Source organism: Pseudomonas sp. S44 (assembly GCF_016624805.1).
Taxonomy (GTDB): Bacteria; Pseudomonadota; Gammaproteobacteria; order Pseudomonadales; family Pseudomonadaceae; genus Aquipseudomonas; species Aquipseudomonas machongensis.
Window position 1 is genome coordinate 1 of the sequence record NZ_JACVTY010000052.1, and the last position, 24,956, is coordinate 24,956.

The following is a 24,956-nucleotide window of genomic DNA, read 5'->3' on the forward strand; positions in this document are numbered from 1 at the left end:
GTGGTGTCTGTTGCTTTTTTTGTTCTGGGGGCCGCCCCCCCCCCCCCGCCCCCACCCCCCCCCCCCCCCACAGGGGACAGTATGTCCGAGCGTTTATTTTGCAGCCTGCAACCCCGCCAGCAGCAACCGCTGGTACAGCTCCTCCTTCAGCCCCTGCGGTTCACTCAGCCCCATCCGCACCAGATGCGCCGGATAGGCCTGAGGTTCTGGCGCATCCAGCGCCGCCTTGCCCAGCTCCAGCACCTCGCTCAGCTTGAACTTGCTTTTGAGCCAGTTCAGCGCCCGCAGCAGGTCCTGCTCCTCAGGCGTGAAGTCGCTGCCCAGCGGATACTCTGGGAACAATCCCACATGCCGCGCCTTGATCGCTTCCAGGTGCTCCGGCGTATTGTCGGCGAAGCGTGCCGGCAGCTCGAAATCCCGTGCCAGCTTGCCGGCCTTCTTCGCCTGCTCCATCAAAGGCTTCTGAAAACGTGAGTCACTGATTGCCAGCAACCGCGCGATCACCTCGCTGTCGGTCTGCCCACGCAGATCGGCGATGCCGTATTCGGTGATCACGATGTCACGCAGGTGCCGGGGAATGGTGCAATGGCCGTACTGCCAGAACACATTCGACGTCACCTCGCCACCCGCCTCGCGCCAGCTTCGCAGCAGCAGGATCGAGCGACCGCCCTCCAGTGCATGGCCCTGGGCGACGAAGTTGTATTGCCCGCCCACACCACTGAGCACCCGGCCATCTTCCAACTGATCGGCCACCCCGGCACCGAGCAGGGTCATGCCAAACACCGTGTTGACGAAGCGCGCATCGCGGCGCTGGCGACGCTTGAGTGCTTCGTCGCCGTACAGTTCGTTGATGAAGCTGATGGCGGTCATGGCGAAGCGTTTGCGCTGCTCGAGAGGCATCTGCCGCAAGCGCTGGTAGAAATCCGCGGTGCCGAGAAAGAACCCGCCATGCACCAGCACGCCCTGCTCGTCGGCCGGGCGCCGCACCACGCCTGCTTCGGCCAGGGCCAGCAGGCCGTTGACGAACATCTCGCTGCAGCCGTAGAGCCCCTGGGCAAAGGCATCCATACCACCTTCACGCTCGATCAGCGTTTTCCAGGGGTTCAGGTCCAGGTCTTCGAGCAGCGCGCGGTAGGCGTCGTTGTCGTCCTGGCGCGCGAGCAGCGCTGCGGCCACGGCATCGCCCATGGCGCCGATGCCGATCTGCAGGGTGCCGCCATCACGCACCAGGGTGCTGGCGTACAGGCCGATGCAGTGGTCCTGGAGGGTGACCGGCATGTTCGGGGTGCAGAACAGTCGACGCTGCTCGGGGGTATCGATCAGCAGGTCGAAATCCTGTGCAGGCAGTTCGGCGTCGCCCGGCATGTAGGGCAGTTCGGCATGCACCTGGCCGAGCATGAGGATGGTTTCGCCTGCGGCACGGCGCTTGGCGATCATCGGCAGCAGGTCGAGGGTAATATCGGGATTGCAGGCCAGGCTCAGGTGATCCGGACGCTCGGGCGTAGCGGCAACGATCTGGGCGATGAGGTTCAAGCCCTTGGCGTTGATATCGCGCGCAGCGTGGCTGTAGTTGCTACTGACGTAGTCCTGCTGGGCGGTCTCGCTGTGCAGCAGCGAACCGGGCTGCATGAAGAACTGTTCGACACGGATGTTGGCCGGGAGGGTGTCGTTGCGCAGGTCGGCGAGGTAGTCGAGCTCTTCGTAATCGGCGAAGACGCGCTCGACGAAGGGTTCGAGGAAGCGCCGCTGCAGGCCGTCACCTAGCGGCGGTCGGCCCAGGCTGAGGGCGGTGTAGATTGTCAGGCGCCGCTCGGGCAGGCTGCGGATGCGGGCATAGAGTGCGTTGACGAAGGCATTGGGTTTGCCCAGGCCAAGGGGCAGGCCCATGTGGATATGCGCCGGGAGGCGGGCCAGGACCTGGTCGACGGCCTGGTCGATCGAGCAGCGGTGGGGCATCGGGGGCTCCTGTGGCTATGTGGGGGCTTACAGGTTGTGACCATTCCCCTGACTGGTTTGCTGACCGGGCCGGCCCTTTCGCGGGCAAGCCCGCTCCTACAGGTTGTGACCATTACCCTAGCTGATTTGCTGACCAGGCCTGCACATCCCGCACAAATGCAAAAGCCCGCCATCCGTGGCGGGCTTTACCCAAATCGGTCCGGCCTACAGCCCTGACATCTTCTTGATCGCACCCTTGAGCTCGTCATCCGAGCAGTCGGCGCAGGTGCCCTTGGGCGGCATGGCGTTGATGCCGGTGATGGCCTTGGCCAGAATCCCGTCGAGGCCGCCCTGGTGATCGGCGCGCTCTTTCCAGGCCGCCGTGTCGCCGATCTTCGGCGCGTTCAGCAGGCCCGTGCCATGGCAGGCATTGCAGTGCTTGGCGATGATTTCGTCGGGTGTCTTGGCGCCACCGCCACCGGCCGATACGGCCACTTCCATGCCCTTGCACTCCTGGCCCTGGACGCACACCTGCCCCACCGGCTCCAGGCGCTTGGCGATGTCGTCGTTGGTCGCAGCGCTTGCATTGAGTGCCCAGAGGGCGAATACGGCTGCTGGTACGGCCAGCATTTTCTTGATTTGGTTCACGCGTACACCCTCATGGTGGCTAATCACGCCCGCCGCCACGGTTGGCGAGCGTTGAAAAGTATAGCGGCTACCCGGAAGGCGTGAAACGACCCCACACAGGAAAGGGGTATTGGCGAAACAATACGCTGCGCTGGATCAAAAGTTCGAAGGCGTGGCAGCACTGATCAGGCGGGCAGGTTCGTCGAAAGGGTTGCGGAAACGGTGCGGACGGGTGCTCTCGAAGTAGTAGCTGTCGCCCGCTTCGAGGATGAAGGTTTCGGCGCCGACCACCAGTTCAAGACGGCCTTCGAGGAGGATTCCGGTCTCTTCGCCATCGTGTGTGAGCATCTCTTCACCCGTGTCGGCCCCCGGCGGATAAACCTCGTTGAGAAAGGCGATGGCACGGTTGGGGTGCGATTTGCCGACCAGCTTCATGGTTACCGCGCCGTCGGAAATGTCGATCAGCTCGTGGGCCTTGTAGACGATCTGGGTGGGGCTTTCCGGCGCAAGCTCGACGGAAAAGAACTCGACCATCGACATGGGAATGCCGCTCAGCACCTTGCGCAGGGAGCTGATCGACGGGCTCACGCTGTTCTTCTCGATCATCGAGATGGTGCTGTTGGTTACGCCCGCCCGTTTGGCGAGTTCGCGCTGGGACAGGCCCTTGAGCTTGCGGATGGCTTGCAGTCGTTCGCCGACGTCCAAAGCTTGCGCCTCCAGAAACGGTCGAGATGGGGTCAAATGTGAACGATATCATGGCAATGCCGTTCAGTATTTACAACACACAAGACCCCAGCCTGTCCGCTTCAGCGCCTCATTCGCCGTAATAATCCAATGGCACGCGCCGCAGGTTGCAGAAGATCTGGTAGGGAATGGTGCCCGCCTGTTGCGCCACGTCACTGGCCAGGACCTGCTTGCCCCACAGTTCGACCGGGCTGCCGATACCCGCCTCTGGCACTTCGGTGAGGTCGACGCAGAGCATGTCCATCGAGACCCGACCAATCAGTTGAGTACGCTTGCCGGCGACCACCACCGGGGTGCCGGTGGGCGCGTGGCGTGGGTAGCCATCGGCGTAACCCATCGCGACCACGCCAACCCGGGTCGGGCGCGGGCTGGTGAACTTGGCACCGTATCCGACCGGCTCACCGGTTGGCAGTTCGCGCACGCTGATGATGCGCGATTGCAGGGTCATTACCGGTTGCAGGCGCGCAGCTGCGGCTTGCTCGACCTCGAACGGCGTGGCCCCGTACAGCATGATGCCCGGACGCACCCAATCACTCGGCACCTGCGGCCAGCCCAGCACACCGGGGGAGTTGCGCAGGCTGCACTCGGCGGCCAGCCCCTGGCGGGCGGCCTGGAACACGGCAACCTGCTGCTCGGTGGTCGAGGCATCGAGCTCGTCGGCACGGGCGAAGTGGGTCATCAGCACGATGCGCGCGACCTTGCCGCTGGCCAGCAGGCGCTGGTAGGCCTCGTGGTAGTCCTTGGGGTGCAGGCCGACGCGGTGCATGCCGCTGTCGAGCTTGAGCCAGATGTTCAGCGGCTTGCGCACGGCGGTCTGCTCGATCACTTCGAGCTGCCACAGCGAGTGCACCACGCACCACAGGTCGTGCTCGGCGATCAGCGCCAGCTCGCTGGCCTCGAAGAAGCCTTCGAGCAGCAGCACCGGAGCCTTGATCCCTGCGGCACGCAGCTCCAGGGCCTCTTCGATGCAGGCAACGGCGAACCCGTCAGCCTCGGTCTCCAGCGCCAGGGCGCAACGTACCGCACCGTGGCCGTAGGCATCGGCCTTGACCACGGCAAGGGCCTTGGCGCCGGACAATTCACGGGCCAGGCGGTAGTTGTGACGGAGGGCTTGGAGGTCGATCAGGGCACGGGCGGGGCGCATGGAGGGCAGCCTTCTGGTGGATCTGTTTATGACGGAGGAACGGTGCTGGCCTTTTCGCGGGCAAGCCCGCTCCCACAAGTCCTCATCCTGCCATGGGAGCGGGCTTTCCCGCGAAGAGGCCAGCGCTGCAATTACTGGTGAGCCGATACCGGGCTACCGTGGCCAGCACTCTCGCGGCTGTTGCCGTAGCGCGAGATATCCAGCCCTTCGGCACTGATCTGCGGTTTCTTGCGCGCGATCAGGTCGGCCAGCAGGCGACCGGAACCGCAAGCCATGGTCCAGCCAAGGGTGCCGTGACCTGTATTGAGGAACAGGTTGCGGAACGCGGTGCCACCGACAATCGGGGTGCCATCTGGAGTGGCCGGGCGCAGGCCGGTCCAGAAACTGGCCTGGCTCAGGTCGCCGCCGCGAGGATAAAGGTCGTTGACGATCATCTCCAGCGTTTCGCGTCGACGCGGGTTCAGCGACAGGTCAAAACCGGCGATTTCAGCCATGCCACCGACACGGATACGGTTGTCGAAACGGGTGATGGCGACTTTGTAGGTTTCATCGAGAATGGTCGAGGTCGGCGCCATGTCGGCATCGGTGATCGGCACGGTCAGCGAGTAGCCCTTGAGCGGATACACCGGTGCCTTGATCCCCAGCGGCTTGAGCAGTTGCGGCGAATAGCTGCCCAGGGCCAGCACGTAGCGATCGGCTGTCTCCAGCTTGCCGTCGATCCACACGCCATTGATACGGTCACCGGCATGGTCCAGGCGCTGGATGTTCTGGCCGAAGCGGAACTCGACGCCCAGCTTGATGGCCATGTCGGCCAGCTTGGTGGTGAACAGCTGGCAGTCGCCGGTCTGGTCGTTGGGCAGGCGCAGGGCGCCAGCAAGGATGTCCTTCACGCCCGCCAGCGCAGGCTCCACGCGGGCGATGCCGTCGCGGTCGAGCAATTCGTAAGGCACGCCAGACTGCTCGAGCACGGCAATATCCTTGGCTGCGGCATCGACCTGGGCCTGGGTGCGGAACAGTTGGGTGGTGCCCAGGGTGCGGCTCTCGTAGGCGATGCCGGTTTCGGCGCGCAGCTCGTCGAGGCAGTCGCGGCTGTACTCGGACAGGCGCACCATGCGCTCCTTGTTCACCGCATAGCGATTGGCTGTGCAGTTGCGCAGCATCTGCGCCATCCACAGGTACTGGTCGACGTCACCGGTCAGCTTGATGGCAAGCGGTGCATGGCGCTCGAGCAGCCACTTGATGGCTTTGAGCGGCACGCCTGGCGCGGCCCAGGGCGAGGCATAGCCGGGCGAGATCTGGCCAGCGTTGGCGAAGCTGGTTTCCATGGCCACCGCCGGCTGGCGATCGACCACCGTCACTTCGAAACCTTGCCGGGCCAGGTAGTAGGCACTGGCGGTTCCGATCACACCGCTACCAAGTACCAGAACTCGCATCGTTTATCCCTCGCACGCGGTACACCGCAGTCTTTTGTTGAAATGGCATGGATGCGCGCAGTATAAGAATCTCAGCCCAGTGCTTTTCACTATATAAAAACCTATATTTGGCGAGAATTCTCGGCAAAAACGCCTTTCACGGAGGGGCATCCCCTATGAGAACCCAACACCAGAGCAAACGTGAACTGGACAAGATCGACCGCAACATCCTGCGCATCCTGCAGAATGACGGGCGTATCTCCTTCACCGAGCTGGGCGAGAAAGTCGGGTTGTCCACCACCCCCTGCACCGAACGTGTCCGCCGCCTGGAACGTGAGGGCATCATCATGGGCTACAACGCCCGCCTCAATCCGCAACACCTCAAGGGCAGCCTGCTGGTGTTCGTCGAGATCAGCCTGGACTACAAGTCCGGCGACACCTTCGAAGAGTTCCGCCGCGCCGTCCTCAAGCTGCCGCATGTGCTGGAGTGCCACCTGGTGTCGGGAGACTTCGACTACCTGGTGAAGGCGCGCATTTCCGAGATGGCCTCGTACCGCAAGCTGTTGGGCGACATCCTGCTCAAGCTGCCGCATGTGCGCGAATCGAAAAGCTACATCGTGATGGAAGAGGTCAAGGAGAGCCTCTGCCTGCCAATTCCGGACTGAACCGTCAGACCAGCACCTGGCGGGTGCTGGCGATATAGCCATGGATCAGCCGCTCGGCCTCAGGTTCGATCGGCTGCTGCGGACCACGACCACGGGGGCAGGCCATGCGCGGCGTGGTGCCGAACAGGCGGCAGATCAGCGGGCGCTCTTCATAGACGGTGCAGCCTTGCGGGCCGAGGTGCACACAGTCCAGGCGCTCCAGCGCAGCATCCTGTTCGGCCTGGGTCTTGCGCGGCAGGCGAGCCATCTCTTCACTGGACGTGGTGACCGGGCCACAGCAGTCGTGGCAGCCCGGCTCGCATTCGAAGGACGGGATGAGTTCGCGCAGGAACTGGATCTTGTGGTTGCAGGGCATGGGCGGTGTGTCGTCGAGGTTTGTGAGGATTATAGGGCCATTCGCCGAGCAAGCCCTCGCCCGGTTGCCCAACCGCGAAACCCCGGCTTATCCTCGCCCCCTTCGCACCGACTCCAGGGCCTCCCCAGATGATCCACAGCGCGCAGCACGCCGCCTCCTACTATGCCGCCAGCAGCGCGCCGCAACCGGACTACCCCAGCCTCGAAGGCGAGCACAGCGCCGATGTGTGCATCGTCGGCGGCGGTTACTCGGGCCTGAATACCGCCATCGAGCTGGCCGAGCGCGGCTTCTCGGTGATCCTGCTCGAAGCCCGCAAGATCGGCTGGGGCGCCAGCGGTCGCAATGGCGGGCAGTTGATCCGCGGCGTTGGCCACGATGTCGAGCAGTTCCTGCCGGTGCTCGGCGAGGATGGCGTGCGCAGCCTCAAGCTGATGGGCCTGGAGGCCGTGGAGATCGCGCGTCAACGTATCGAGCGCCACGCCATCGCCTGCGACCTGACCTGGGGTTACTGCGACCTGGCGTACAAGCCCGCCGAGCTGGACGGCTTCGCTGAAAATGCCGAAGAGCTGCGCAGCCTGGGCTACCGCCACGAGGTCCGCGTGGTGCCCGCGTCCGAGATCCGCAGCGTGGTCGGATCCGACAGCTTCGTCGGCGGCCTGGTCGACATGGGCTCGGGCCACCTGCATCCACTCAACCTGGCCCTGGGCGAAGCGGCCGCCGCCGAGCGCCTGGGCGTGGAGCTGCACGAGGGTTCGGCAGTAACCCGCATCGACTACGGCCCGCAAGTCCAGGTGCACACGGCGCGGGGCCGCGTGCGCGCCAGTACGCTGGTGCTGTGCACCAACGCCTACCACAACGACCTCAACCGCGAACTGGGCGGCAAGGTGCTGCCCGCCGGCAGCTACATCATCGCCACCGAACCCCTGGGCGAAGCACGTGCCCGCCAGTTGCTGCCACAGAACATGGCCGTGTGCGACCAGCGCGTGGCGCTGGATTACTTCCGCCTGTCCGCCGACCACCGCCTGCTGTTCGGCGGCGCCTGCCACTACTCCGGACGCGACCCGAAGGACATCGGCGCCTACATGGGCCCGAAGATGCTCAAGGTGTTCCCGCAGCTGGCCGGTGTGCGCATCGACTACCAGTGGGGCGGCATGATCGGTATCGGCGCCAATCGCCTGCCGCAGGTCGGGCGCCTGGCCAGCCATGCCAACGTCTATTACGCCCAGGCCTATTCCGGCCACGGCCTGAACGCCACGCACCTGGCCGGACGCCTGCTGGGCGAGGCCATCAGCGGCCAGCAGGCGGGGCGCTTCGACCTGTTCGCCAAGGTACCGCACGCGACCTTCCCTGGCGGCAAGCACCTGCGCTCGCCGCTGCTGGCGCTGGGGATGCTCTGGTACCGGCTCAAGGAGCTGCTCTGATCACGCTCGCCAGAATGGCTTGCACCCTTCCTCCCGGGCCTGCTGGCGGCTGATGCCGATATCCAGCAACTGGTGATCGCTCAACTCGCGCAACACCCTGCGCGAACGCCAGCGATGCACCATCAGCCCCAGGCGACCCAAGCCCACAGGGGCACTGGAAACCTTGGGCCACTGCCCTGCGCGCAGTTCTTCCGCCAACAGTTGCAGCCGTACATCGCTCAAGCCGTTCATCGCCATGTCTCCTGATTGCCTCGAAAGCTGGAGAAAGCATGCGCTCGGCAGACATGCACGATACAGATTCAACACAGGGTTATTATTTCCATACAGAATTGGCACAGCGGCCGCTGAATGCAGTATTTTTGGCCAATCTGTATCGCTCACCTTGCCCCGCGTGTTCAGGAGTATGCCGTGACCCTCTACATGAACCTCGCCGAATTGCTCGGTGCCCGGATCGAACAAGGCCTGTATCGTCCCGGCGAACGGCTGCCGTCGGTGCGCTCATTGAGCCTGGAACACGGCGTCAGCCTGAGCACCGTACAGCAGGCCTATCGCCAGCTGGAGGACAACGGCCTGGTGGCTCCGCGCCCCAAGTCCGGCTACTTCGTCACGGAAAATCGCAGCCTGCCGGCCCTGCCCGCCATCAGCCGCCCCGCCCAACGCCCTGTGGATATTTCCCAGTGGGAACAAGTGCTCGAATTGGTGCGTGCCAGCCCTCACCCCGACGTGATCCAGCTCGGCCGCGGCATGCCCGACATCGAGAGCCCGACGCTCAAGCCCCTGCTGCGCAGCCTTGCCCAGCTCAGCCGGCGCCTGGACATGCCAGGGCTGTACTACGACAACATCCACGGCAACGAAGCCCTGCGTGAACAGATCGCCCGCCTGACGCTCGACTCAGGTTGCAACCTCGGGCCAGGCGACCTGGTGGTGACCACCGGTTGTCACGAAGCGCTGTCGACCAGCATCCGCGCAGTGTGCGAGCCGGGCGACATCGTCGCGGTAGATTCGCCCAGCTTCCACGGCGCCATGCAGACGCTCAAGGGCCTGGGCATGAAGGCGCTGGAGATCCCCACAGACCCGACCACCGGCATCAGCCTGGAGGCGCTGGAACTGGCGCTGGAGCAATGGCCGATCAAGCTCATCCAGATCACCCCCAGTTGCAACAACCCGCTGGGCTACATCATGCCCGAGGCGCGCAAGAAGGCCCTGCTGACCCTGGCCCAGCGCTACGACGTGGCGATTCTCGAAGACGATGTGTACGGCGACCTGGCCTACACCTACCCACGCCCACGCACCATCAAATCGTTCGACGAGGATGGCCGCGTACTGCTCTGCAGCTCGTTCTCCAAGACCCTGGCCCCAGGCCTGCGGGTCGGCTGGGTGGCGCCCGGGCGCTACCTGGAGCGGGTGCTGCACATGAAGTACATCAGCACCGGCAGCACGGCCTGCCAGCCCCAGTTGGCGATCGCCGACTTCATCGCCGAAGGCCACTATCAGCCGCACCTGCGCCGAGTCCGGGCGCAGTACCAACGCGCCCGCGACCAGATGAGCGACTGGGTGACCCGCTACTTCCCGCCCGGCACCCGCGCCAGCCGGCCCCAGGGTGGCTTCATGCTGTGGGTGGAACTGCCCGAGAGCTTCGACACCCTGCGGCTGAACCGTGCGCTACTGGAACAGGGCGTACAGATCGCCGTCGGCAGCATTTTTTCGGCGTCGGGCAAGTACCGGCACTGTCTGCGCATGAATTTCGCCACCCGCGCCACCCCGGAAATCGAGGCGGCGGTACGCAAGGTAGGTGAAACTGCCTATCGCCTACTGGCGCAGGACAGTGACGCCGGGTAACTTTGCAGCGCTTTGCACGGTCCAACCTTCCAGTGACCTGTCGTACAGGACGATTCGCCTTTGAGACTCCAGCGGGCTCTGCCCCTCCTGCTGGCGCTGCTGCTCGGCCTGAGCGGCTGCGCCAGCGTCGATGCACCTCGCGACGTGAGCCAGGCGCTGCCGGCCAACGACTCGGCGTTCGGCCGCTCAGTCCAGCGTCAGGCCGCGCCCTATGAGGGGCGCTCCGGCTTTCGCCTGCTACCGAACAGCAACGAAGCCTTCCGCGCCCGCGCCGAGCTCATCCGCAACGCCCAGACCAGCATCGACCTGCAGTACTACATCGTCCACGATGGCCTGAGCACCCGCGCCCTGGTGCACGAGCTGCTGCGCGCCGCCGACCGCGGCGTGCGGGTGCGCATCCTGCTCGACGACACCACCAGCGATGGCCTGGACAGCCTGATCGGCACCCTCGCCGCCCACCCTCATATCCAGATCCGCGTGTTCAACCCGCTGCACCTGGGCCGCAGCACCGGCCTGACGCGTGCCATGGGGCGGCTGTTCAACCTGTCGCTGCAGCACCGGCGCATGCACAACAAGCTGTTCCTGGTCGACAACAGTATGGCCATCGTCGGCGGCCGCAACCTGGGTGACGAGTACTTCGACGCCGAGCCCAACCTGAACTTCACCGACATCGACCTGCTGGGTGTAGGGCCTGTGGCCGAGCAACTCGGGCACAGCTTCGACCAGTACTGGAACAGCGCCCTGAGTCGGCCGATCGGCGACTTCCTGTGGAGCACGCCGGACGCCAGCGACCTGCGCGCTAGTCGCCAGCGCCTGGAAACCTGGCTGGCGCAGGCCAGGGTGCAGCGCAAGGCGCTGTACGACCGACTTATGGCCTATCAGACCGCGCCACGCCTGGACATCTGGCGCAACGAGCTGATCTGGGCACACAGCCAGGCGCTGTGGGATGCGCCGAGCAAGGTGCTGGCCCGCGGCGAGCCCGACCCCCAATTGCTGATGACCCAGCAACTGGCGCCGGACCTGAAGAACGTACACCGCGAGCTGATCCTGGTCTCGGCCTACTTCGTGCCGGGCGAGCCAGGCCTGCTGTACCTCACCAGCCGCGCCGACGCCGGCACCTCGGTCAAGCTGCTGACCAACTCGCTCGAAGCCACCGATGTGCCGGCCGTGCACGGCGGCTATGCGCCCTATCGCCGTGCCCTGCTCGAACATGGCGTGGAGCTGTTCGAGCTGCGTCGCCAGCCCGGCGACCCGAGCGCCGCGCGCGGCGTCCTCAGCTTCAAGGGCCAGTCCGACTCGAGCCTGCACAGCAAGGCAATGGTCTTCGACCGGCGCAAGACCTTCATTGGCTCCTTCAACTTCGATCCCCGCTCGGTGCTGTGGAACACCGAGGTCGGGGTGATGGTCGACAGCCCCGAGTTGGCCGAGTACACCCGCGCGCTGGCCGAACAGGGCATGGCGCCGGCCTTGAGCTATCAGCCGAAGCTGGTGGACGGGAAGATGGTCTGGGTGACCGAGGACAATGGCCAGTTGCATACCCTGACCGCTGAGCCGGGCGGGATATGGCGCCGGTTCAATGCCTGGGTAGCCAAGGCGGTGGGATTGGAGAAGATGCTCTAGCAGCCGGGCCGCACTAGTGCGGCCCGGCTATTTCAGGCGGAGGCGGGCTCGAACGCACCGGGACGCCGGGTCAGCAGCACCAGCCCCGCAGCCCCTGCAGCCATCAGGAACAGCAAGGCATGCCCACTGACCCACTGGCTCCCTGCCCCGGCCAGCAAAGGCCCGAGCAAACAACCGATACCCCACAATTGCGCCACATGGGCGTTGGCACGCACCAATGCGTCATCGCGATAACGCTCGCCGATCAGGATCAGCGACAGGGTGAACAAGCCCCCCGCGCTCGCACCGAACAGTACCCACAGCGGCCACACCGCCGGGGTGTGCAGCAGCAGCGGAATCGCCAGGCTCGAACCCAGCAGACTCACCGCACAGCCACTGAACAAGGCTTGCCGGGACATGCGATCGGCAAGGGCGCCAATCGGCAGCTGCAGCACGGCATCGCCGACCACCACGGTGCTGACCATGAACAACGCCACTTCGGCGGTGAAGCCTTGCTGCAACACATACACCGGCAGGAGCGTCAGGATCATCGCCTCGAATGCCGCGAACAACGCAATGGCCCAGGCAATTACCGGCAAGCGTCGGCAGAAGGCGAACAAGTCGCTGAAGGTCACGCTGCACGCCTCGGTCGACGGCGCACCACCGCGGCCAAGCAGGAGCAAGGGTGCGAGCAACAGCAGGCCGCTGGCGGCCCAGAAACCGAAATCATCTTCCGAGCCGAGAAAGCCCAGCACCAGCGGCCCGGCCAGCTGGCTCAGGGCGTAGCTGCTGCCATACAGCGCCACAAGCCGTCCGCGCCACTGCTCGACCACCAACTGGTTGATCCAACTTTCGCCGAGGATGAACACCACCGTCAGTGACATGCCGATCAGCAGGCGTAGCGCCAGCCACAGCGGATAGCTGGGCAGCACCGCCACCAACACGATCGACAACGCACCGCCCCACAGGCACAGGCGCATCGCCGATGGCACGCCGACCCAACCCGCCAGGCGGCTGGCCAGGCTGGCGCCGAGCAGCACACCGATTGCCGGCATCGCCGCCATCACACCAATGGCGAACCCGCCGTAGCCCCAGCCTTCCAGGCGCAGGGACACCAGCGGCATGCTCACGCCGAGCGCAAGCCCGACACTGAGCACCGACGCCAGTACGGCAAAGTAGGTTCCCCAACGCATTGCAGACTCCCAGGTAAATTTGTTCAGGCCCATTCGCGGGCAAGCCCGCTCCCACATGTACGCCGCCGCTCTCAAGGACAGCGCCGGGCCTGTGGGAGCGGGCTTGCCCGCGAAGAAGACTACCGGATCACAACTTGATCCAGGTCGCCTTCAGCTCGGTGTACTTCTCCAGTGCATGCAGCGACTTGTCACGGCCGTTGCCCGACTGCTTGAAGCCGCCGAACGGTGCGGTCATGTCGCCGCCGTCGTACTGGTTGACCCACACGCTGCCGGCACGCACGGCGCGGGCAGTCTTGTGCGCCTTGGAGATATCGGCGGTCCAGATGCCGGCCGCCAGGCCATACGGAGTATCGTTGGCGATGGCGATGGCCTCTTCGGCGGTGTCGAAGGCGATCACCGATAGCACCGGGCCGAAGATTTCTTCCTGGGCGATCTTCATGGCGTTGGTCACACCGTCAAAGATGGTCGGCTCGACGTAGGTGCCGCCGGTCTCTTCGAGAATGCGTTTGCCACCAGCCAGCAGCTTGGCGCCGTCCTGATGACCGGCGTCGATGTACGACAGCACGGTGTTCATCTGCTGGGTATCGACCAGCGCACCGACCGTGGTGGCCGGATCCAGTGGATTGCCAGGCTTCCAGGCCTTGAGGGCCTCGACCACCAGCGGCAGGAACTTGTCCTTGATCGAGCGCTCGACCAGCAGACGCGAGCCAGCGGTGCAGACCTCGCCCTGGTTGAAGGCGATGGCGCTGGCAGCGGCTTCGGCGGCGGCCTGCAGGTCAGGGGCGTCGGCGAAGACGATGTTCGGGCTCTTGCCGCCAGCTTCCAGCCAGATGCGCTTCATGTTCGATTCGCCCGCGTACACCATCAGTTGCTTGGCGATCTTGGTAGAACCGGTGAACACCAGGGTATCGACATCCATGTGCAGGGCCAGGGCCTTGCCGACGGTGTGGCCATAGCCAGGCAGCACGTTCAGCACACCTGCCGGGATGCCGGCCTCGATGGCCAGTTGGGCGATGCGGATGGCGGTCAGCGGGGACTTCTCGGAAGGCTTGAGCACCACCGAGTTGCCGGTGGCCAGCGCCGGGCCGAGTTTCCAGCAGGCCATCAACAGCGGGAAGTTCCATGGGACGATGGCACCCACGACGCCTACCGGCTCACGGGTCACCAGGCCCAGTTGGTCGTGCGGGGTCGGTGCGACCTCGTCGTAGACCTTGTCGATGGCTTCGGCAGTCCAGTGGATGGCCTGGGCAGCGCCCGGAATATCGATGGTGGAGGAGTCGCCGATCGGCTTGCCCATGTCCAGGGTTTCCAGCAGCGCCAGCTCCTCGACATGCTTGCGCAGCAGGTCGGCGAAGCGGATCAGCTTGGCCTTGCGCTTGGCAGGAGCCAGTTGCGACCAGACGCCAGAGTCGAAGGTGGCGCGAGCGTTTTCCACGGCGCGGTTGGCGTCGGCCAGGTCACAACTGGCAACCTTGGCCAGGAAACGTCCATCGACCGGGCTCAGGCACTCGAAGGTTTCGCCGGAGGCGGCGTCGGTGTATTCGCCGTTGATGAAGGCGCGGCCTTCGATCTTCAGTTGCTGGGCACGCTGTTCCCAATCCGCACGAGTCAGGGTGGTCATACGAAACTCCTCCTCTTGTTAAGGTGCAGCCCCGTATTGAGGACTCACGGGCACTGTCAGAAATTCTGGCCGGGCGACAAGCGCACACGGGCATCCGACACCCTAAACCAGGCCGGTTAAACTATCAATATATTTGACACGAATGGCTTAAAAGCCTACTGATGTGCATTTTATTAAACAACAACAGGGTATCCAGCATGAGCATCGACAGCATCATCGACTTCGCCCAGGTCCTTACCGAAGCCGAGCGCTATCGCCCGGCGGCCGAGAAAATTCTCAAGGGCGAGCCGGACCAGGCGGTTTACAACCACTATTCGAGCCCCTGCGGGCAGTTTGCCGCGGGCGTCTGGGAGGGTGAGGTCGGCCAGTGGACGGTGAATTACACCGAGCACGAGTATTGCGAGATCGTCCAGGGCGTATCGGTCCTGCGCGACCAGGACGGCAGCGCCAAGACCCTGCGGGCCGGTGACCGTTTCGTCATTCCGGCCGGCTTCAAGGGTACCTGGGAAGTGCTGGAGGCGTGCCGCAAGATCTATGTGATGTTCGAGCAGAAGTGATGGCGACACATATGTAAAGCCTGGCCTGGATGCACGCACCCAAAATGGGTGATGTCCACTTCGGACATTACCCAAGGAGCATCCCGCATGACCATCGACATCCTCTGCCCAGCACGCCACGTGATCGGAACTCGCTACGTTGAAAGCGTGAAGCCCTACATCCTGGAGCTGACCGGCCTGGCCGCGGCCGCAGGCCCGCAGGACATCACCACTCGCGAGATCAGGACCGACCGCGTGATGATCGGCGTCGACGTGCATGGTTTCATCAATGGCTTGATCATTTCCTGATCCCAGCCATTTGAGTCAGGCATAAAAAAACCCGCCTTCTTGCGAAGGCGGGTTTTTTTGGTTGCCGGATCAATTACTTGATCTTGGCTTCCTTGTACACCACGTGCTTGCGGACGACCGGATCGTATTTCTTGATCTCGATCTTGTCCGGAGTGGTGCGCTTGTTCTTGTCGGTGGTGTAGAAGTGGCCGGTACCGGCACTCGAAACCAGACGGATCAATTCACGCATGATGTTCTCCCTTAAACCTTGGCGCCAGCTTTACGGATGTCGACCAGAACGGCATCGATGCCGCGCTTGTCGATGATACGCATGCCTTTGGCGGAAACGCGCAGACGCACGAAACGATTCTCGGATTCAACCCAGAAACGGTGGTGCTGCAGGTTCGGCAGGAAACGACGACGGGTTTTGTTGTTTGCGTGGGAAATGTTGTTCCCGGTTACCGGACCCTTACCGGTAACTTGACAGACTCTCGACATGCCTCAGCCCTCTAAAACCACATGCCCAACCCGGCATGGGTTGGCCGCTTAATCTCTCAGTCTATGGCGCCAAGGCGCCGTGTTTCCGGGGGTCTTATCGAACCGGCTCAAATGAGCGACAGGCCGAGCCCCTAGAAAAGAGCGCTGCTTTATACCAGAAAGGGTCGGCCACAACAACAGAAGATGCACATTCCGATCGGGCCGATCGCGCCCGGCCAGCATAGCGACAAGGCCCGCGCACTGTCGACCGCTCGTCGCCGCGCAGCATAAAAATCAGGTGGTCATTTCCCGACTGGCGCACTAGGGTAGGACGTTTCCGCCTCCAGACTGCACTGGCAGATGGGCCCCTGACCAGCCGAGGATCCACCATGCGCGTCGCCGCCCTTTCCGTTCTATTCACTTCCCTGCTCGCCGCAGGCATCGCCCAGGCAGCTCCGCTGTCGGTGTGCACCGAGGCCAGCCCGGAAGGTTTCGACGTGGTTCAGTACAACTCGCTGACCACCACCAACGCCTCGGCCGATGTGCTGATGAACCGCCTGGTCGAGTTCGACGCGGCCCAGGGCAAGGTGGTGCCGAGCCTTGCACAAAGCTGGACGGTCTCCAAAGACGGCCTGGTCTATGACTTCACGTTGCGCGGCGGCGTGAAGTTCCACAGCACCGACTACTTCAAGCCGACCCGCGAACTGGACGCCGACGACGTGTTGTTCAGCTTCCAGCGCATGCTCTACCCCGCCCATGCCTGGCACAAGACCGCACCCGGCGGTTATCCGCATGCCCAGTCGCTGCAGTTGGGCAACCTGATCAAGTCGATCGAGGCGCCCGATCCACAGAGCGTGCGCTTTACCCTCACCCATCCGGACGCGACCTTCCTGGCCACCCTGAGCATGGGCTTCGCCTCGATCTACTCGGCCGAGTATGCCGACAAGCTGCTCAAGGCCGGCACGCCCGAGAAGCTCAATAGCCAGCCCATCGGCACCGGCCCGTTCGTCTTCCAGCGCTTCCAGAAGGACGCCCTGGTGCGTTATCGCGCCAACCCCGACTACTTCGACGGCAAGCCTGCGGTCGACCCGCTGGTGTTCGCCATCACCACCGACCCGAACGTGCGCCTGCAGAAGCTCAAGCGCAACGAATGCCAGGTAGCCCTGTCGCCCAAGCCGCTGGACATCGCCGAAGCCGCGAAGAACGACAAGCTGAAGGTAGCCTCCACCCCGGCCTTCATGACCGCCTTCGTGGCCATCAACAGCGAGCACCCGCCGCTGGACAAACCCGAAGTGCGCCAGGCGATCAACCTCGCCTTCGACAAACCGGCCTACCTCAAGGCCGTGTTCGATGACACCGCCATCGCCGCCAACGGCCCCTACCCGCCCAATACCTGGAGTTACGCCAAGGACCTGCCCGGCTACGCGCTGGACCTGAAGAAGGCCAAGGCGTTGCTGACCAAGGCCGGCCTGGCCGACGGCTTCAGCACCACGATCTGGACCCGCCCGTCGGGCAGCCTGCTCAACCCCAACCCTAGCCTCGGCGCACAAATGCTCCAGGCCGACCTGGCGAAAATCGGCATCAAGGCCGAGATCCGAGTGATCGAGTGGGGCGAGCTGATCCGCCGGGCCAAGGCCGGTGAACATGACCTGCTGTTCATGGGCTGGGCGGGCGACAACGGCGACCCGGACAACTTCCTCAGCCCGCAATTCTCGTGCGCGGCGGTCAAGTCCGGGACCAACTTCGCGCGTTTCTGCGACAGCCGTCTCGACCAGTTGATCAACGCAGGACGCACCACCAACGACCAGAGCGTGCGCAGCCGTCTGTACCAGCAGGCGCAGACGCTGATCCAACAACAGGCGCTGTGGCTGCCGTTGGCCCACCCGACCGCCTCGACCCTGCTGAGCAAGGGCGTCGAGGGCTATCAGGTGAGCCCGTTCGGGCGGGTGGACTTCAGCAAGGTGTCGGTGGAGCGCTGACTGGCATTCGGTGTCGGCCTTTTCGCCGCTGCGATTTACCCGCGAAAAGGCCGGCACTGCCTCCATTACGCCCCGATCCAACCCTGTTCCACCATCGACAACGGCTCGCCATCGCCGACGATCACGTGGTCGAGCACACGCACATCGATCAGCGCCAGCGCCTGCTTCAACGTGCGAGTCAGGTGGACATCGTCCTGGCTCGGCGCGCTGTTGCCCGACGGGTGGTTGTGACAGATGATCAACGCCGCCGCGTTATGCAGCAGCGACCGGCGTACCACTTCACGCGGATAGATGCTGGCCCGGTCTATCGTGCCGCGAAACAGGATCTCGAACGCCACGGGCCGGTGCCGGGTGTCCAGGAACAGGCAGCCGAACACCTCGCAGCGTTCATGGCGCAGCATCGACTTCAGGTAGCGCCGCACCGCCGCGGGGCTTTCCAGCGCCGGCGCGCGTTCGATGGTTTCGTCCAGGTAGCGTCGTCCGATCTCCAGCAGTGCCTGCAATTGCGCGTACTTCACCGGCCCGATGCCCGGCTCGCGCAGCAGCGCGGCGCGGTCGGCCTCGAGAAACGCCCGCAACCCGCCAAAGCGCTTGAGCAGGCTGCGCGCCAGGTCGACCACGTTGCGCCCGGCAACGCCCGAGCCTAACAGCACTGCCAACAACTCCCCATCCGACAACACCTGCGCCCCACGCGCCAGCAACTTCTCCCTCGGCCGCTCGTCCAGCGGCCATTCCCTGATGTTCATACCCCTCCTTGCGTTGTACTGCGGCGCCTTCAAGCCCTGTGTTAATCTATTTCGCCTCGTTAAATGCGACGTTCTGCCGCAGGCAATTTCAAACGTCGCCGCCCGCTTTCACTGGAAAAAGGCAAGCCTATGCAGCGGCTGTATCGCAAGCGCATCGTTCTCGGCGTGGGTGGCGGCATTGCCGCCTACAAGAGCGCCGAGCTGATTCGCCGACTCCTGGAACACGGCGCGCAGGTGCGTGTCGTCATGACCCGCGGGGGCGCCGAGTTCATCACTCCGCTGACCCTGCAGGCGCTCTCCGGCCACCCGGTGCACATGGACCTGCTCGACCCTGCCGCCGAGGCTGCAATGGGTCATATCGAACTGGCCAAGTGGGCCGACCTGGTGCTGATCGCCCCGGCCACCGCCGACCTGATGGCGCGCATGGCCCAGGGCATGGCCGATGACCTGCTGACCACGCTGGTGCTGGCCACCGACGCTACCGTCGCCGTCGCCCCGGCCATGAACCAGGCCATGTGGCGCGACCCGGCCACCCAGGACAACCTCGAGCTGCTCAAGCGCCGTGGCATCCAGGTATTCGGCCCGGCCTCCGGCAGCCAGGCCTGTGGCGACGTCGGCCTGGGCCGCATGCTCGAAGCCACCGATCTTGCCTGGTGCGCCGCCGAGAGCTTCAAGCGCCAGGCCCTGACCGGCAAGCACGTGCTGATCACCGCCGGCCCGACCCAGGAAAACATCGATCCGGTGCGCTACATCACCAATCATAGTTCCGGGAAGATGGGCTTTGCCCTGGCCGAAGCGGCCGCCGAAGCCGGGGCCCGGGTGACCCTCGTCACCGGCCCCGTGCACCTGCAGACCCCCGACCGGGTCAACCGCATCGACGTGGTGAGCGCGCGGGACATGCTCGCGGCCTGTGAAGCAGCCATGCCGTGCGACCTGTTCATCGCCTCGGCAGCGGTCGCGGACTACCGTCCCGAGGTGGTCGCCCCGCAAAAGCTCAAGAAAGACCCTACGACCGGCGACGGCATGCTGCTGCAGATGGTGCGCAATCCGGATATCCTTGCCACCCTCGCTGGCCGTGCCGACCGCCCGTTCAGCGTCGGTTTCGCAGCCGAGACCGAGCACCTGCTCGATTACGCAACGCGCAAGCTCAAGGACAAGAACCTCGACCTGATCGTCGCCAATGATGTGGCCAACCCCAGCATCGGCTTCAACAGCGAGGAAAACGCCCTGACCGTAATCGACCGCCAGCAGCACCAGACCCTCTTCGCGCAGACCAGCAAGGGCAAGATCGCCCGGCAACTGGTCGCCTTCATCGCCGAACGGCTCAATCAGGTTCAATAAGTTCCATGCACGCTCTTCAAGCCAAGATCCTCGACCCACGCCTGGGTACCGAATTCCCCCTGCCGCAATACGCCACCCCCGGCTCCGCTGGCCTGGACCTGCGCGCCCTGCTCAAGGAAGACACCGTCCTCGAGCCGGGCCAGACCCTGCTGATCCCCACCGGCCTGTCGATCTACATCGGCGATCCAGGCCTGGCAGCGATGATCCTGCCGCGCTCGGGCCTTGGTCATAAGCACGGCGTAGTGTTGGGCAACCTGGTCGGCCTGATCGACTCGGACTACCAGGGCGAGCTCATGGTCTCGTGCTGGAACCGCGGCAACACGCCGTTCACCATCAGCATCGGCGAGCGCATCGCCCAGCTGATCCTGGTACCGGTGGTGCAGGCGCATTTCGACATCGTCGAAGCCTTCGACGAAACCCAGCGTGGCAGCGGCGGTTTCGGTCATTCCGGTACCCGCTGAGCCGACCGTCGGGGCCATGGACGGCGAACTCTCGGGGCTATCTACCGTCCAAGCGTTCAGTTTGCGCTTACCCAGAAGCCTTTGACCCCTTGGAGTCCCCAGAGATGAACGACATGGCCCAGCTGGTACCCGCATTGCCAGACAGCATCTTCCGTGCCTATGACATCCGCGGCATCGTCGGCAAGACGCTGCACGCCGAAACCGCCTACTGGATCGGCCGCGCCATCGGCGCCCAGACCCTGGCCCAGGGCGAGCCGAAAATTTCCGTGGGCCGCGACGGCCGCCTGTCCGGTCCGATGCTGGTCGAGCAACTGATCCAGGGCCTGGCCGATGCCGGTTGCCAGGTCAGCGACGTCGGCCTGGTGCCCACCCCCGCGCTGTACTACGCCGCCAATGTGCTGGCCGGTAAGTCAGGCGTGATGCTCACCGGCAGCCATAACCCGTCGGACTACAACGGCTTCAAGATCGTCATCGCCGGCGACACCCTCGCCAACGAGCAGATCCAGGCCCTGCTGACCCGCCTCAAGACCAACGACGTACCGCGCGGCGAAGGCCACGTGGAGAAGGTCGAGATCCTCGAGCGCTACTACCAGCAGATCACCGGCGACGTGAAGCTGTCGAAAAAGCTCAAGGTCGTGGTCGACTGCGGCAACGGCGCCGCCGGGGTGATCGCCCCGCAACTGATCGAGGCCCTCGGCTGCGAGGTGATCCCGCTGTTCTGCGAGGTCGACGGCAACTTTCCCAACCACCACCCGGACCCGGGCAAGCCGGAGAACCTCGAAGACCTGATCGCCAAGGTCAGGGAAACCGGCGCCGACATCGGCCTGGCCTTCGACGGCGACGGTGACCGCGTGGGCGTGGTCACCAACACCGGCAGCATCGTCTACCCCGATCGCCTGCTGATGCTCTTCGCCCAGGACGTGCTGTCGCGCAACCCCGGCGCCGAGATCATCTTCGACGTCAAATGCACCCGTCGCCTGACTCCACTGATCAAAGAGCACGGCGGCCGCGCCCTGATGTGGAAGACCGGTCATTCGTTGATCAAGAAGAAGATGAAACTGACCGGCTCGCTGCTGGCCGGTGAGATGAGCGGACACATCTTCATCAAGGAACGCTGGTACGGTTTCGACGACGGCATCTACAGTGCCGCGCGCCTGCTGGAAATCCTCAGCAAGGCCGACCAGGATGCCGAAAGCCTGTTCGCCGCGTTCCCGAACGATATTTCCACACCGGAAATCAACATCGATGTGACCGACGAGAGTAAATTCAGCATCATTGATGCACTGCAACGCGACGCCGACTGGGGCGAAGCCAACCTGACCACCATCGACGGTGTGCGGGTCGACTACCCACACGGCTGGGGCCTGGTCCGCGCCTCCAACACCACACCGGTGCTGGTACTGCGCTTCGAGGCCGACAGCGAGGCAGAACTCGACCGTATCAAGGCTGTATTCCGCACGCAGTTGCTGCGGGTCGATCCCGGCCTGCAACTGCCGTTCTGACCGACTATCTGTTCCTCACTGGAGCCCTGCATGACCCTCGATCGCGATGCCGCTTCCCATGTAGCCGAGGTTTTGTCCGAAGCGCTGCCCTACATCCGCCGCTTTGTCGGCAAGACCCTGGTGATCAAGTACGGCGGCAACGCGATGGAGAGCGAAGAGCTCAAGACCGGCTTTGCCCGTGACATCGTGCTGATGAAGGCGGTGGGCATCAACCCGGTCGTCGTACACGGCGGCGGCCCGCAGATCGGCGACCTGCTCAAGCGCCTGTCGATCGAGAGCCACTTCATCGACGGCATGCGCGTCACCGATTCGGCGACCATGGACGTGGTAGAGATGGTCCTGGGCGGCCAGGTCAACAAGGATATCGTCAACCTGATCAACCGCCACGGCGGCAGCGCCATCGGCCTGACCGGCAAGGATGCGGAGCTGATCCGCGCCAAGAAGCTCACCGTCAGCCGCCAGACCCCAGAGATGACCACCCCGGAAATCATCGACATCGGCCATGTCGGCGAAGTCGTGGGCGTGAACACCGAGCTGCTGAACATGCTGGTCAAGGGCGACTTCATCCCGGTAATCGCGCCGATCGGCGTGGGTGCCAACGGCGAGTCGTACAACATCAACGCTGACCTGGTCGCCGGCAAGGTCGCCGAAGCCCTGAAAGCCGAGAAGCTGATGCTGCTGACCAACATTGCCGGCCTGATGGACAAGCAGGGCCAGGTTCTCACCGGCCTGACCACCGAGCAGGTCAACGAGCTGATCGCCGACGGCACCATCTACGGTGGCATGCTGCCGAAGATCAAGTGCGCACTGGAAGCCGTGCAGGGTGGCGTGAACAGTTCGCACATCATCGATGGCCGCGTACCGAACGCGGTGCTGCTGGAGATCTTCACCGACAGCGGCGTGGGCACCCTGATCACCAATCGCAAGCGTCACTGATGCGTTGATCGCGGGCCCGCTCCTGCAAGACCCGTAGGAGCGGGCTTGCCCGCGAAAAGTACACCGCGGTAATGGCACCGGCCATGTGGGTGTCCGCTGATATTCTGCGCCCCGACAAGCTTGCTCTTCCAAGGATCGCGCAGGCTTGGCCGAACCAGAACAATGAAACATGGCGCAATGCCATTATTTTTCACTGTCCCGCCCTCAACTTTCTCTCTAGGCTGCCGACACAACGTGGCAGAATGCACGCCCGTTGCAAATAGTTGCTATTTACCTGGAGAACTCGCGTGAAATACGCATCACAAGGACTCGTGCTGGCAGCTGCCGTCGCGCTCGGGTCCATCGCCGGCTGCGCTACCGAAACTTCCACCGCTGTGGCCGTACAACAGGTCGAAAGCGTCAGCCGCCCGTACAGCGGCGTGCGTGCACCGATCGCCGTAGGCAAGTTCGACAACCGTTCGAGCTACATGCGCGGCATCTTCTCCGACGGCGTCGACCGCCTCGGCGGCCAGGCCAAGACCATCCTGATCACCCACCTGCAGCAGACCGGCCGTTTCAACGTGCTGGACCGCGACAACATGGGTGAGATCCAGCAGGAAGCCGCAATCAAAGGCCAGGTCCAGCGCCTGAAGGGCGCCGATTTCGTGGTGACGGGCGACGTTACCGAATTCGGCCGCAAGGAAGTCGGTGACCACCAGCTGTTCGGCATCCTCGGTCGCGGCAAGACCCAGATCGCCTACGCCAAGGTCGCGCTGAACATCGTCAACATCAGCACCTCCGAAGTGGTCTATTCGAGCCAGGGCGCCGGCGAATACGCCCTGTCCAACCGTGAAGTCATCGGCTTCGGCGGTACCGCCAGCTACGACTCCACCCTCAACGGCAAGGTTCTCGACCTGGCCATGCGCGAAGCGGTGAACAAGCTGGTCGGCGCTGTCGAAAGCGGCCAGTGGAAGCCGCAAGCGCAGTAAGACCCTGCAGCAAGACGACAACGACAAGGAAGCACGTAGATGAGCATCACCCGCTCGGCCTGGCGCACTGGCGCCGGGCTCATGCTGGCCAGCGCCCTGCTGGTCGGTTGCAACTCGCAGAAGCCGCTGTACCAGTGGGAAAGCTACCAGCCGCAAGTGCGCGAATACTTCAACGACCAGTCCAAGGAAGAACAGGTCATCGCCCTGGAACGCGACCTGGAGAAGATCAAGGCCAAGAACGGCGCCGTCCCTCCGGGGTATCACGCGCAACTGGGCCTGCTCTACTCGAGCCTGGGCAAGGACGACCAGATGATCCAGCAGTTCCGCACCGAGAAGGCGCTGTTCCCTGAGTCGGCGGCGTACATGGACTTCCTGATGAAGAACGCCACGCAAGGAGCGAAGCAGTGATCAAGCGCCTTACCCAACTGATCGTCGGCGCCTGCGTGCTGGCCCTGTTCGCCGGCTGTGCCGAGCGCAAGACCACCGACTACGCGGCCTTCAAGCAGAGCCGTCCGAAGTCGATCCTGATCGTGCCGCCGCTGAACAACTCACCGGACGTCAAGGCCAGCTACAGCATGCTCGCGCAGGTCACCTACCCCCTGGCCGAAGCCGGTTACTACGTGATGCCGGTGGCGCTGGTCGCCGAGACCTTCCGCCAGAACGGCATGACCACCCCGGCTGACATCCATGAGCTGCCGATGGCCAAGCTGCACGAGATCTTCGGCGCCGATGCGGCGCTGTACGTGACCGTCAGCGACTACGGCACCCGCTACATGGTGCTGAGCAGCGCAACCATCGTGACCGCCAGTGCCAAGCTGGTCGACCTGAAGTCCGGCACCACGCTGTGGACCGGTACTGCATCCGCCTCCAGCGAAGAAGGCCGGCAGAACCAGGGCGGCCTGATCGGCATGCTGATCACTGCGGCAGTGAACCAGGTCATCAGCAGCGTGCAGGAAGACGCCGGTTATCCGATCGCGGGTATCACCAGCGCGCGCCTGCTGTCGCCGAACCCGAACGGCGGGATCCTGTATGGGCCGCGTTCGCCGAAGTACGGCACGGACTAAGCGGCGACTGCTTCGCGGGGGGGCCCCCCCCCCCCCGGGGGGGGGGGGGGGGCCCCCCCCCCCCCCGCGGCCCATGCCGAGCAAGCCTCGGCTACCCGGCTTT

25 protein-coding genes and 1 pseudogene are annotated in these 24,956 nt (G+C 64.2%); 14 read left to right on the forward strand and 12 right to left on the reverse strand.

Annotation, left to right across the window (positions count from 1 at the left end; all coding sequences use genetic code 11):
- Positions 1–93: 93 nt before the first annotated feature.
- From IAE40_RS24690 to dadA, 5 genes are all read right to left on the reverse strand, one after another.
- The gene (locus IAE40_RS24690; RefSeq protein WP_197893412.1) at positions 94–1,956 is read right to left on the reverse strand and encodes an acetyl-CoA hydrolase/transferase family protein; all 1,863 of its coding nucleotides are present in this window, start codon (positions 1,954–1,956) and stop codon (positions 94–96) included.
- 204 nt (positions 1,957–2,160) lie between these two features.
- A complete protein-coding gene (locus IAE40_RS24695) occupies positions 2,161–2,583 on the reverse strand; it encodes a c-type cytochrome (protein ID WP_256673915.1) in 423 nt (140 codons plus the stop codon).
- A gap of 135 nt (positions 2,584–2,718) precedes the next feature.
- Positions 2,719–3,267, reverse strand: a complete 549-nt coding sequence (locus IAE40_RS24700; RefSeq protein WP_054894107.1) for a cupin domain-containing protein — start codon at positions 3,265–3,267, stop codon at positions 2,719–2,721.
- Between the two features lie 109 nt (positions 3,268–3,376).
- Positions 3,377–4,450 (reverse strand): alanine racemase, encoded by a 1,074-nt coding sequence (gene alr / locus IAE40_RS24705; protein WP_197893411.1) that lies wholly within the window; start codon positions 4,448–4,450, stop codon positions 3,377–3,379.
- 131 nt (positions 4,451–4,581) lie between these two features.
- Complete coding sequence (gene dadA / locus IAE40_RS24710) at positions 4,582–5,883, reverse strand: D-amino acid dehydrogenase (RefSeq protein WP_065864728.1); 1,302 nt, start codon at positions 5,881–5,883, stop codon at positions 4,582–4,584.
- 155 nt (positions 5,884–6,038) lie between these two features.
- Between dadA and dadR the strand changes: the two genes are divergently transcribed.
- A complete protein-coding gene (gene dadR, locus IAE40_RS24715) occupies positions 6,039–6,527 on the forward strand; it encodes a transcriptional regulator DadR (protein WP_003258963.1) in 489 nt (162 codons plus the stop codon).
- Positions 6,528–6,531: 4 nt separating this feature from the next.
- Here the strand turns inward: dadR and IAE40_RS24720 are convergent, their stop codons facing one another.
- Positions 6,532–6,882, reverse strand: coding sequence for a YkgJ family cysteine cluster protein (locus IAE40_RS24720; RefSeq protein WP_054894110.1), 351 nt, complete (start codon positions 6,880–6,882; stop codon positions 6,532–6,534).
- Between the two features lie 128 nt (positions 6,883–7,010).
- On the opposite strand from IAE40_RS24720, the gene IAE40_RS24725 reads away from it, so the two are divergent.
- Positions 7,011–8,303, forward strand: a complete 1,293-nt coding sequence (locus IAE40_RS24725) for an NAD(P)/FAD-dependent oxidoreductase (RefSeq protein ID WP_200604021.1) — start codon at positions 7,011–7,013, stop codon at positions 8,301–8,303.
- Here IAE40_RS24725 and IAE40_RS24730 read toward each other — a convergent pair whose 3' ends face one another.
- Complete coding sequence (locus IAE40_RS24730) at positions 8,304–8,534, reverse strand: DUF1127 domain-containing protein (RefSeq protein WP_063542038.1); 231 nt, start codon at positions 8,532–8,534, stop codon at positions 8,304–8,306. It abuts the gene before it with no gap.
- 177 nt (positions 8,535–8,711) lie between these two features.
- Between IAE40_RS24730 and IAE40_RS24735 the strand changes: the two genes are divergently transcribed.
- Together IAE40_RS24735 and IAE40_RS24740 are read left to right on the forward strand one after the other, a co-directional pair.
- Positions 8,712–10,142, forward strand: a complete 1,431-nt coding sequence (locus IAE40_RS24735; protein WP_172964799.1) for an aminotransferase-like domain-containing protein — start codon at positions 8,712–8,714, stop codon at positions 10,140–10,142.
- A gap of 60 nt (positions 10,143–10,202) precedes the next feature.
- The gene (locus IAE40_RS24740; RefSeq protein ID WP_153772890.1) at positions 10,203–11,762 is read left to right on the forward strand and encodes a phospholipase D family protein; all 1,560 of its coding nucleotides are present in this window, start codon (positions 10,203–10,205) and stop codon (positions 11,760–11,762) included.
- A gap of 32 nt (positions 11,763–11,794) precedes the next feature.
- On the opposite strand, the gene IAE40_RS24745 is transcribed toward IAE40_RS24740, so the two are convergent.
- Complete coding sequence (locus IAE40_RS24745) at positions 11,795–12,934, reverse strand: MFS transporter (protein ID WP_065864722.1); 1,140 nt, start codon at positions 12,932–12,934, stop codon at positions 11,795–11,797.
- A gap of 127 nt (positions 12,935–13,061) precedes the next feature.
- Positions 13,062–14,555 carry an aldehyde dehydrogenase gene (locus IAE40_RS24750; RefSeq protein ID WP_054894116.1) on the reverse strand — a complete coding sequence of 498 codons (1,494 nt, stop codon included), beginning with the start codon at positions 14,553–14,555 and terminating at the stop codon, positions 13,062–13,064.
- Positions 14,556–14,752: 197 nt separating this feature from the next.
- Between IAE40_RS24750 and IAE40_RS24755 the strand changes: the two genes are divergently transcribed.
- Both IAE40_RS24755 and IAE40_RS24760 read left to right on the forward strand, forming a co-directional pair.
- Positions 14,753–15,112, forward strand: a complete 360-nt coding sequence (locus IAE40_RS24755; protein WP_200604022.1) for a cupin domain-containing protein — start codon at positions 14,753–14,755, stop codon at positions 15,110–15,112.
- Between the two features lie 87 nt (positions 15,113–15,199).
- A complete protein-coding gene (locus IAE40_RS24760) occupies positions 15,200–15,400 on the forward strand; it encodes a hypothetical protein (protein WP_153772891.1) in 201 nt (66 codons plus the stop codon).
- Between the two features lie 73 nt (positions 15,401–15,473).
- Here the strand turns inward: IAE40_RS24760 and rpmG are convergent, their stop codons facing one another.
- Together rpmG and rpmB are read right to left on the reverse strand one after the other, a co-directional pair.
- Complete coding sequence (gene rpmG, locus IAE40_RS24765; protein ID WP_003253507.1) at positions 15,474–15,629, reverse strand: 50S ribosomal protein L33; 156 nt, start codon at positions 15,627–15,629, stop codon at positions 15,474–15,476.
- Between the two features lie 11 nt (positions 15,630–15,640).
- Complete coding sequence (rpmB, locus tag IAE40_RS24770; RefSeq protein ID WP_054894119.1) at positions 15,641–15,877, reverse strand: 50S ribosomal protein L28; 237 nt, start codon at positions 15,875–15,877, stop codon at positions 15,641–15,643.
- Between the two features lie 368 nt (positions 15,878–16,245).
- Between rpmB and IAE40_RS24775 the strand changes: the two genes are divergently transcribed.
- Positions 16,246–17,835, forward strand: a complete 1,590-nt coding sequence (locus tag IAE40_RS24775) for an ABC transporter substrate-binding protein (protein WP_200604023.1) — start codon at positions 16,246–16,248, stop codon at positions 17,833–17,835.
- Positions 17,836–17,900: 65 nt separating this feature from the next.
- On the opposite strand, the gene radC is transcribed toward IAE40_RS24775, so the two are convergent.
- Positions 17,901–18,581, reverse strand: coding sequence for a RadC family protein (gene radC / locus IAE40_RS24780; RefSeq protein ID WP_054894121.1), 681 nt, complete (start codon positions 18,579–18,581; stop codon positions 17,901–17,903).
- Between the two features lie 129 nt (positions 18,582–18,710).
- Between radC and coaBC the strand changes: the two genes are divergently transcribed.
- The 7 genes and pseudogenes from coaBC (at position 18,711) to IAE40_RS24815 (ending at position 24,853) form a co-directional block, all read left to right on the forward strand.
- On the forward strand, positions 18,711–19,922 hold the full coding sequence (coaBC, locus tag IAE40_RS24785; protein ID WP_054894122.1) for a bifunctional phosphopantothenoylcysteine decarboxylase/phosphopantothenate--cysteine ligase CoaBC: 1,212 nt from the start codon (positions 18,711–18,713) through the stop codon (positions 19,920–19,922).
- Between the two features lie 5 nt (positions 19,923–19,927).
- Positions 19,928–20,383, forward strand: coding sequence for a dUTP diphosphatase (gene dut / locus IAE40_RS24790; protein ID WP_063542034.1), 456 nt, complete (start codon positions 19,928–19,930; stop codon positions 20,381–20,383).
- A gap of 128 nt (positions 20,384–20,511) precedes the next feature.
- Positions 20,512–21,885: pseudogene (locus IAE40_RS24795) on the forward strand (phosphomannomutase/phosphoglucomutase); the annotation flags it as partial.
- Positions 21,886–21,915: 30 nt separating this feature from the next.
- Complete coding sequence (gene argB, locus IAE40_RS24800; protein WP_063542032.1) at positions 21,916–22,821, forward strand: acetylglutamate kinase; 906 nt, start codon at positions 21,916–21,918, stop codon at positions 22,819–22,821.
- Between the two features lie 287 nt (positions 22,822–23,108).
- On the forward strand, positions 23,109–23,789 hold the full coding sequence (locus IAE40_RS24805) for a CsgG/HfaB family protein (RefSeq protein WP_054926178.1): 681 nt from the start codon (positions 23,109–23,111) through the stop codon (positions 23,787–23,789).
- Between the two features lie 39 nt (positions 23,790–23,828).
- A complete protein-coding gene (locus IAE40_RS24810; protein ID WP_153772895.1) occupies positions 23,829–24,197 on the forward strand; it encodes a DUF4810 domain-containing protein in 369 nt (122 codons plus the stop codon).
- A gap of 17 nt (positions 24,198–24,214) precedes the next feature.
- Complete coding sequence (locus tag IAE40_RS24815; RefSeq protein ID WP_232233654.1) at positions 24,215–24,853, forward strand: DUF799 domain-containing protein; 639 nt, start codon at positions 24,215–24,217, stop codon at positions 24,851–24,853.
- The last annotated feature ends 103 nt before the right edge of the window (positions 24,854–24,956 follow it).

Coding starts and splice junctions, on each gene's coding strand:
- IAE40_RS24690 (WP_197893412.1), bottom strand. CDS start 1,956: ATGCCCCACCGCTGCTCGATCGACCAGGCCGTCGACCAGGTCCTGGCC.
- alr (WP_197893411.1), bottom strand. CDS start 4,450: ATGCGCCCCGCCCGTGCCCTGATCGACCTCCAAGCCCTCCGTCACAAC.
- dadA (WP_065864728.1), bottom strand. CDS start 5,883: ATGCGAGTTCTGGTACTTGGTAGCGGTGTGATCGGAACCGCCAGTGCC.
- dadR (WP_003258963.1), top strand. CDS start 6,039: ATGAGAACCCAACACCAGAGCAAACGTGAACTGGACAAGATCGACCGC.
- IAE40_RS24720 (WP_054894110.1), bottom strand. CDS start 6,882: ATGCCCTGCAACCACAAGATCCAGTTCCTGCGCGAACTCATCCCGTCC.
- IAE40_RS24725 (WP_200604021.1), top strand. CDS start 7,011: ATGATCCACAGCGCGCAGCACGCCGCCTCCTACTATGCCGCCAGCAGC.
- IAE40_RS24730 (WP_063542038.1), bottom strand. CDS start 8,534: ATGAACGGCTTGAGCGATGTACGGCTGCAACTGTTGGCGGAAGAACTG.
- IAE40_RS24745 (WP_065864722.1), bottom strand. CDS start 12,934: ATGCGTTGGGGAACCTACTTTGCCGTACTGGCGTCGGTGCTCAGTGTC.
- IAE40_RS24750 (WP_054894116.1), bottom strand. CDS start 14,555: ATGACCACCCTGACTCGTGCGGATTGGGAACAGCGTGCCCAGCAACTG.
- IAE40_RS24755 (WP_200604022.1), top strand. CDS start 14,753: ATGAGCATCGACAGCATCATCGACTTCGCCCAGGTCCTTACCGAAGCC.
- IAE40_RS24760 (WP_153772891.1), top strand. CDS start 15,200: ATGACCATCGACATCCTCTGCCCAGCACGCCACGTGATCGGAACTCGC.
- rpmG (WP_003253507.1), bottom strand. CDS start 15,629: ATGCGTGAATTGATCCGTCTGGTTTCGAGTGCCGGTACCGGCCACTTC.
- rpmB (WP_054894119.1), bottom strand. CDS start 15,877: ATGTCGAGAGTCTGTCAAGTTACCGGTAAGGGTCCGGTAACCGGGAAC.
- IAE40_RS24775 (WP_200604023.1), top strand. CDS start 16,246: ATGCGCGTCGCCGCCCTTTCCGTTCTATTCACTTCCCTGCTCGCCGCA.
- radC (WP_054894121.1), bottom strand. CDS start 18,581: ATGAACATCAGGGAATGGCCGCTGGACGAGCGGCCGAGGGAGAAGTTG.
- coaBC (WP_054894122.1), top strand. CDS start 18,711: ATGCAGCGGCTGTATCGCAAGCGCATCGTTCTCGGCGTGGGTGGCGGC.
- dut (WP_063542034.1), top strand. CDS start 19,928: ATGCACGCTCTTCAAGCCAAGATCCTCGACCCACGCCTGGGTACCGAA.
- argB (WP_063542032.1), top strand. CDS start 21,916: ATGACCCTCGATCGCGATGCCGCTTCCCATGTAGCCGAGGTTTTGTCC.
- IAE40_RS24810 (WP_153772895.1), top strand. CDS start 23,829: ATGAGCATCACCCGCTCGGCCTGGCGCACTGGCGCCGGGCTCATGCTG.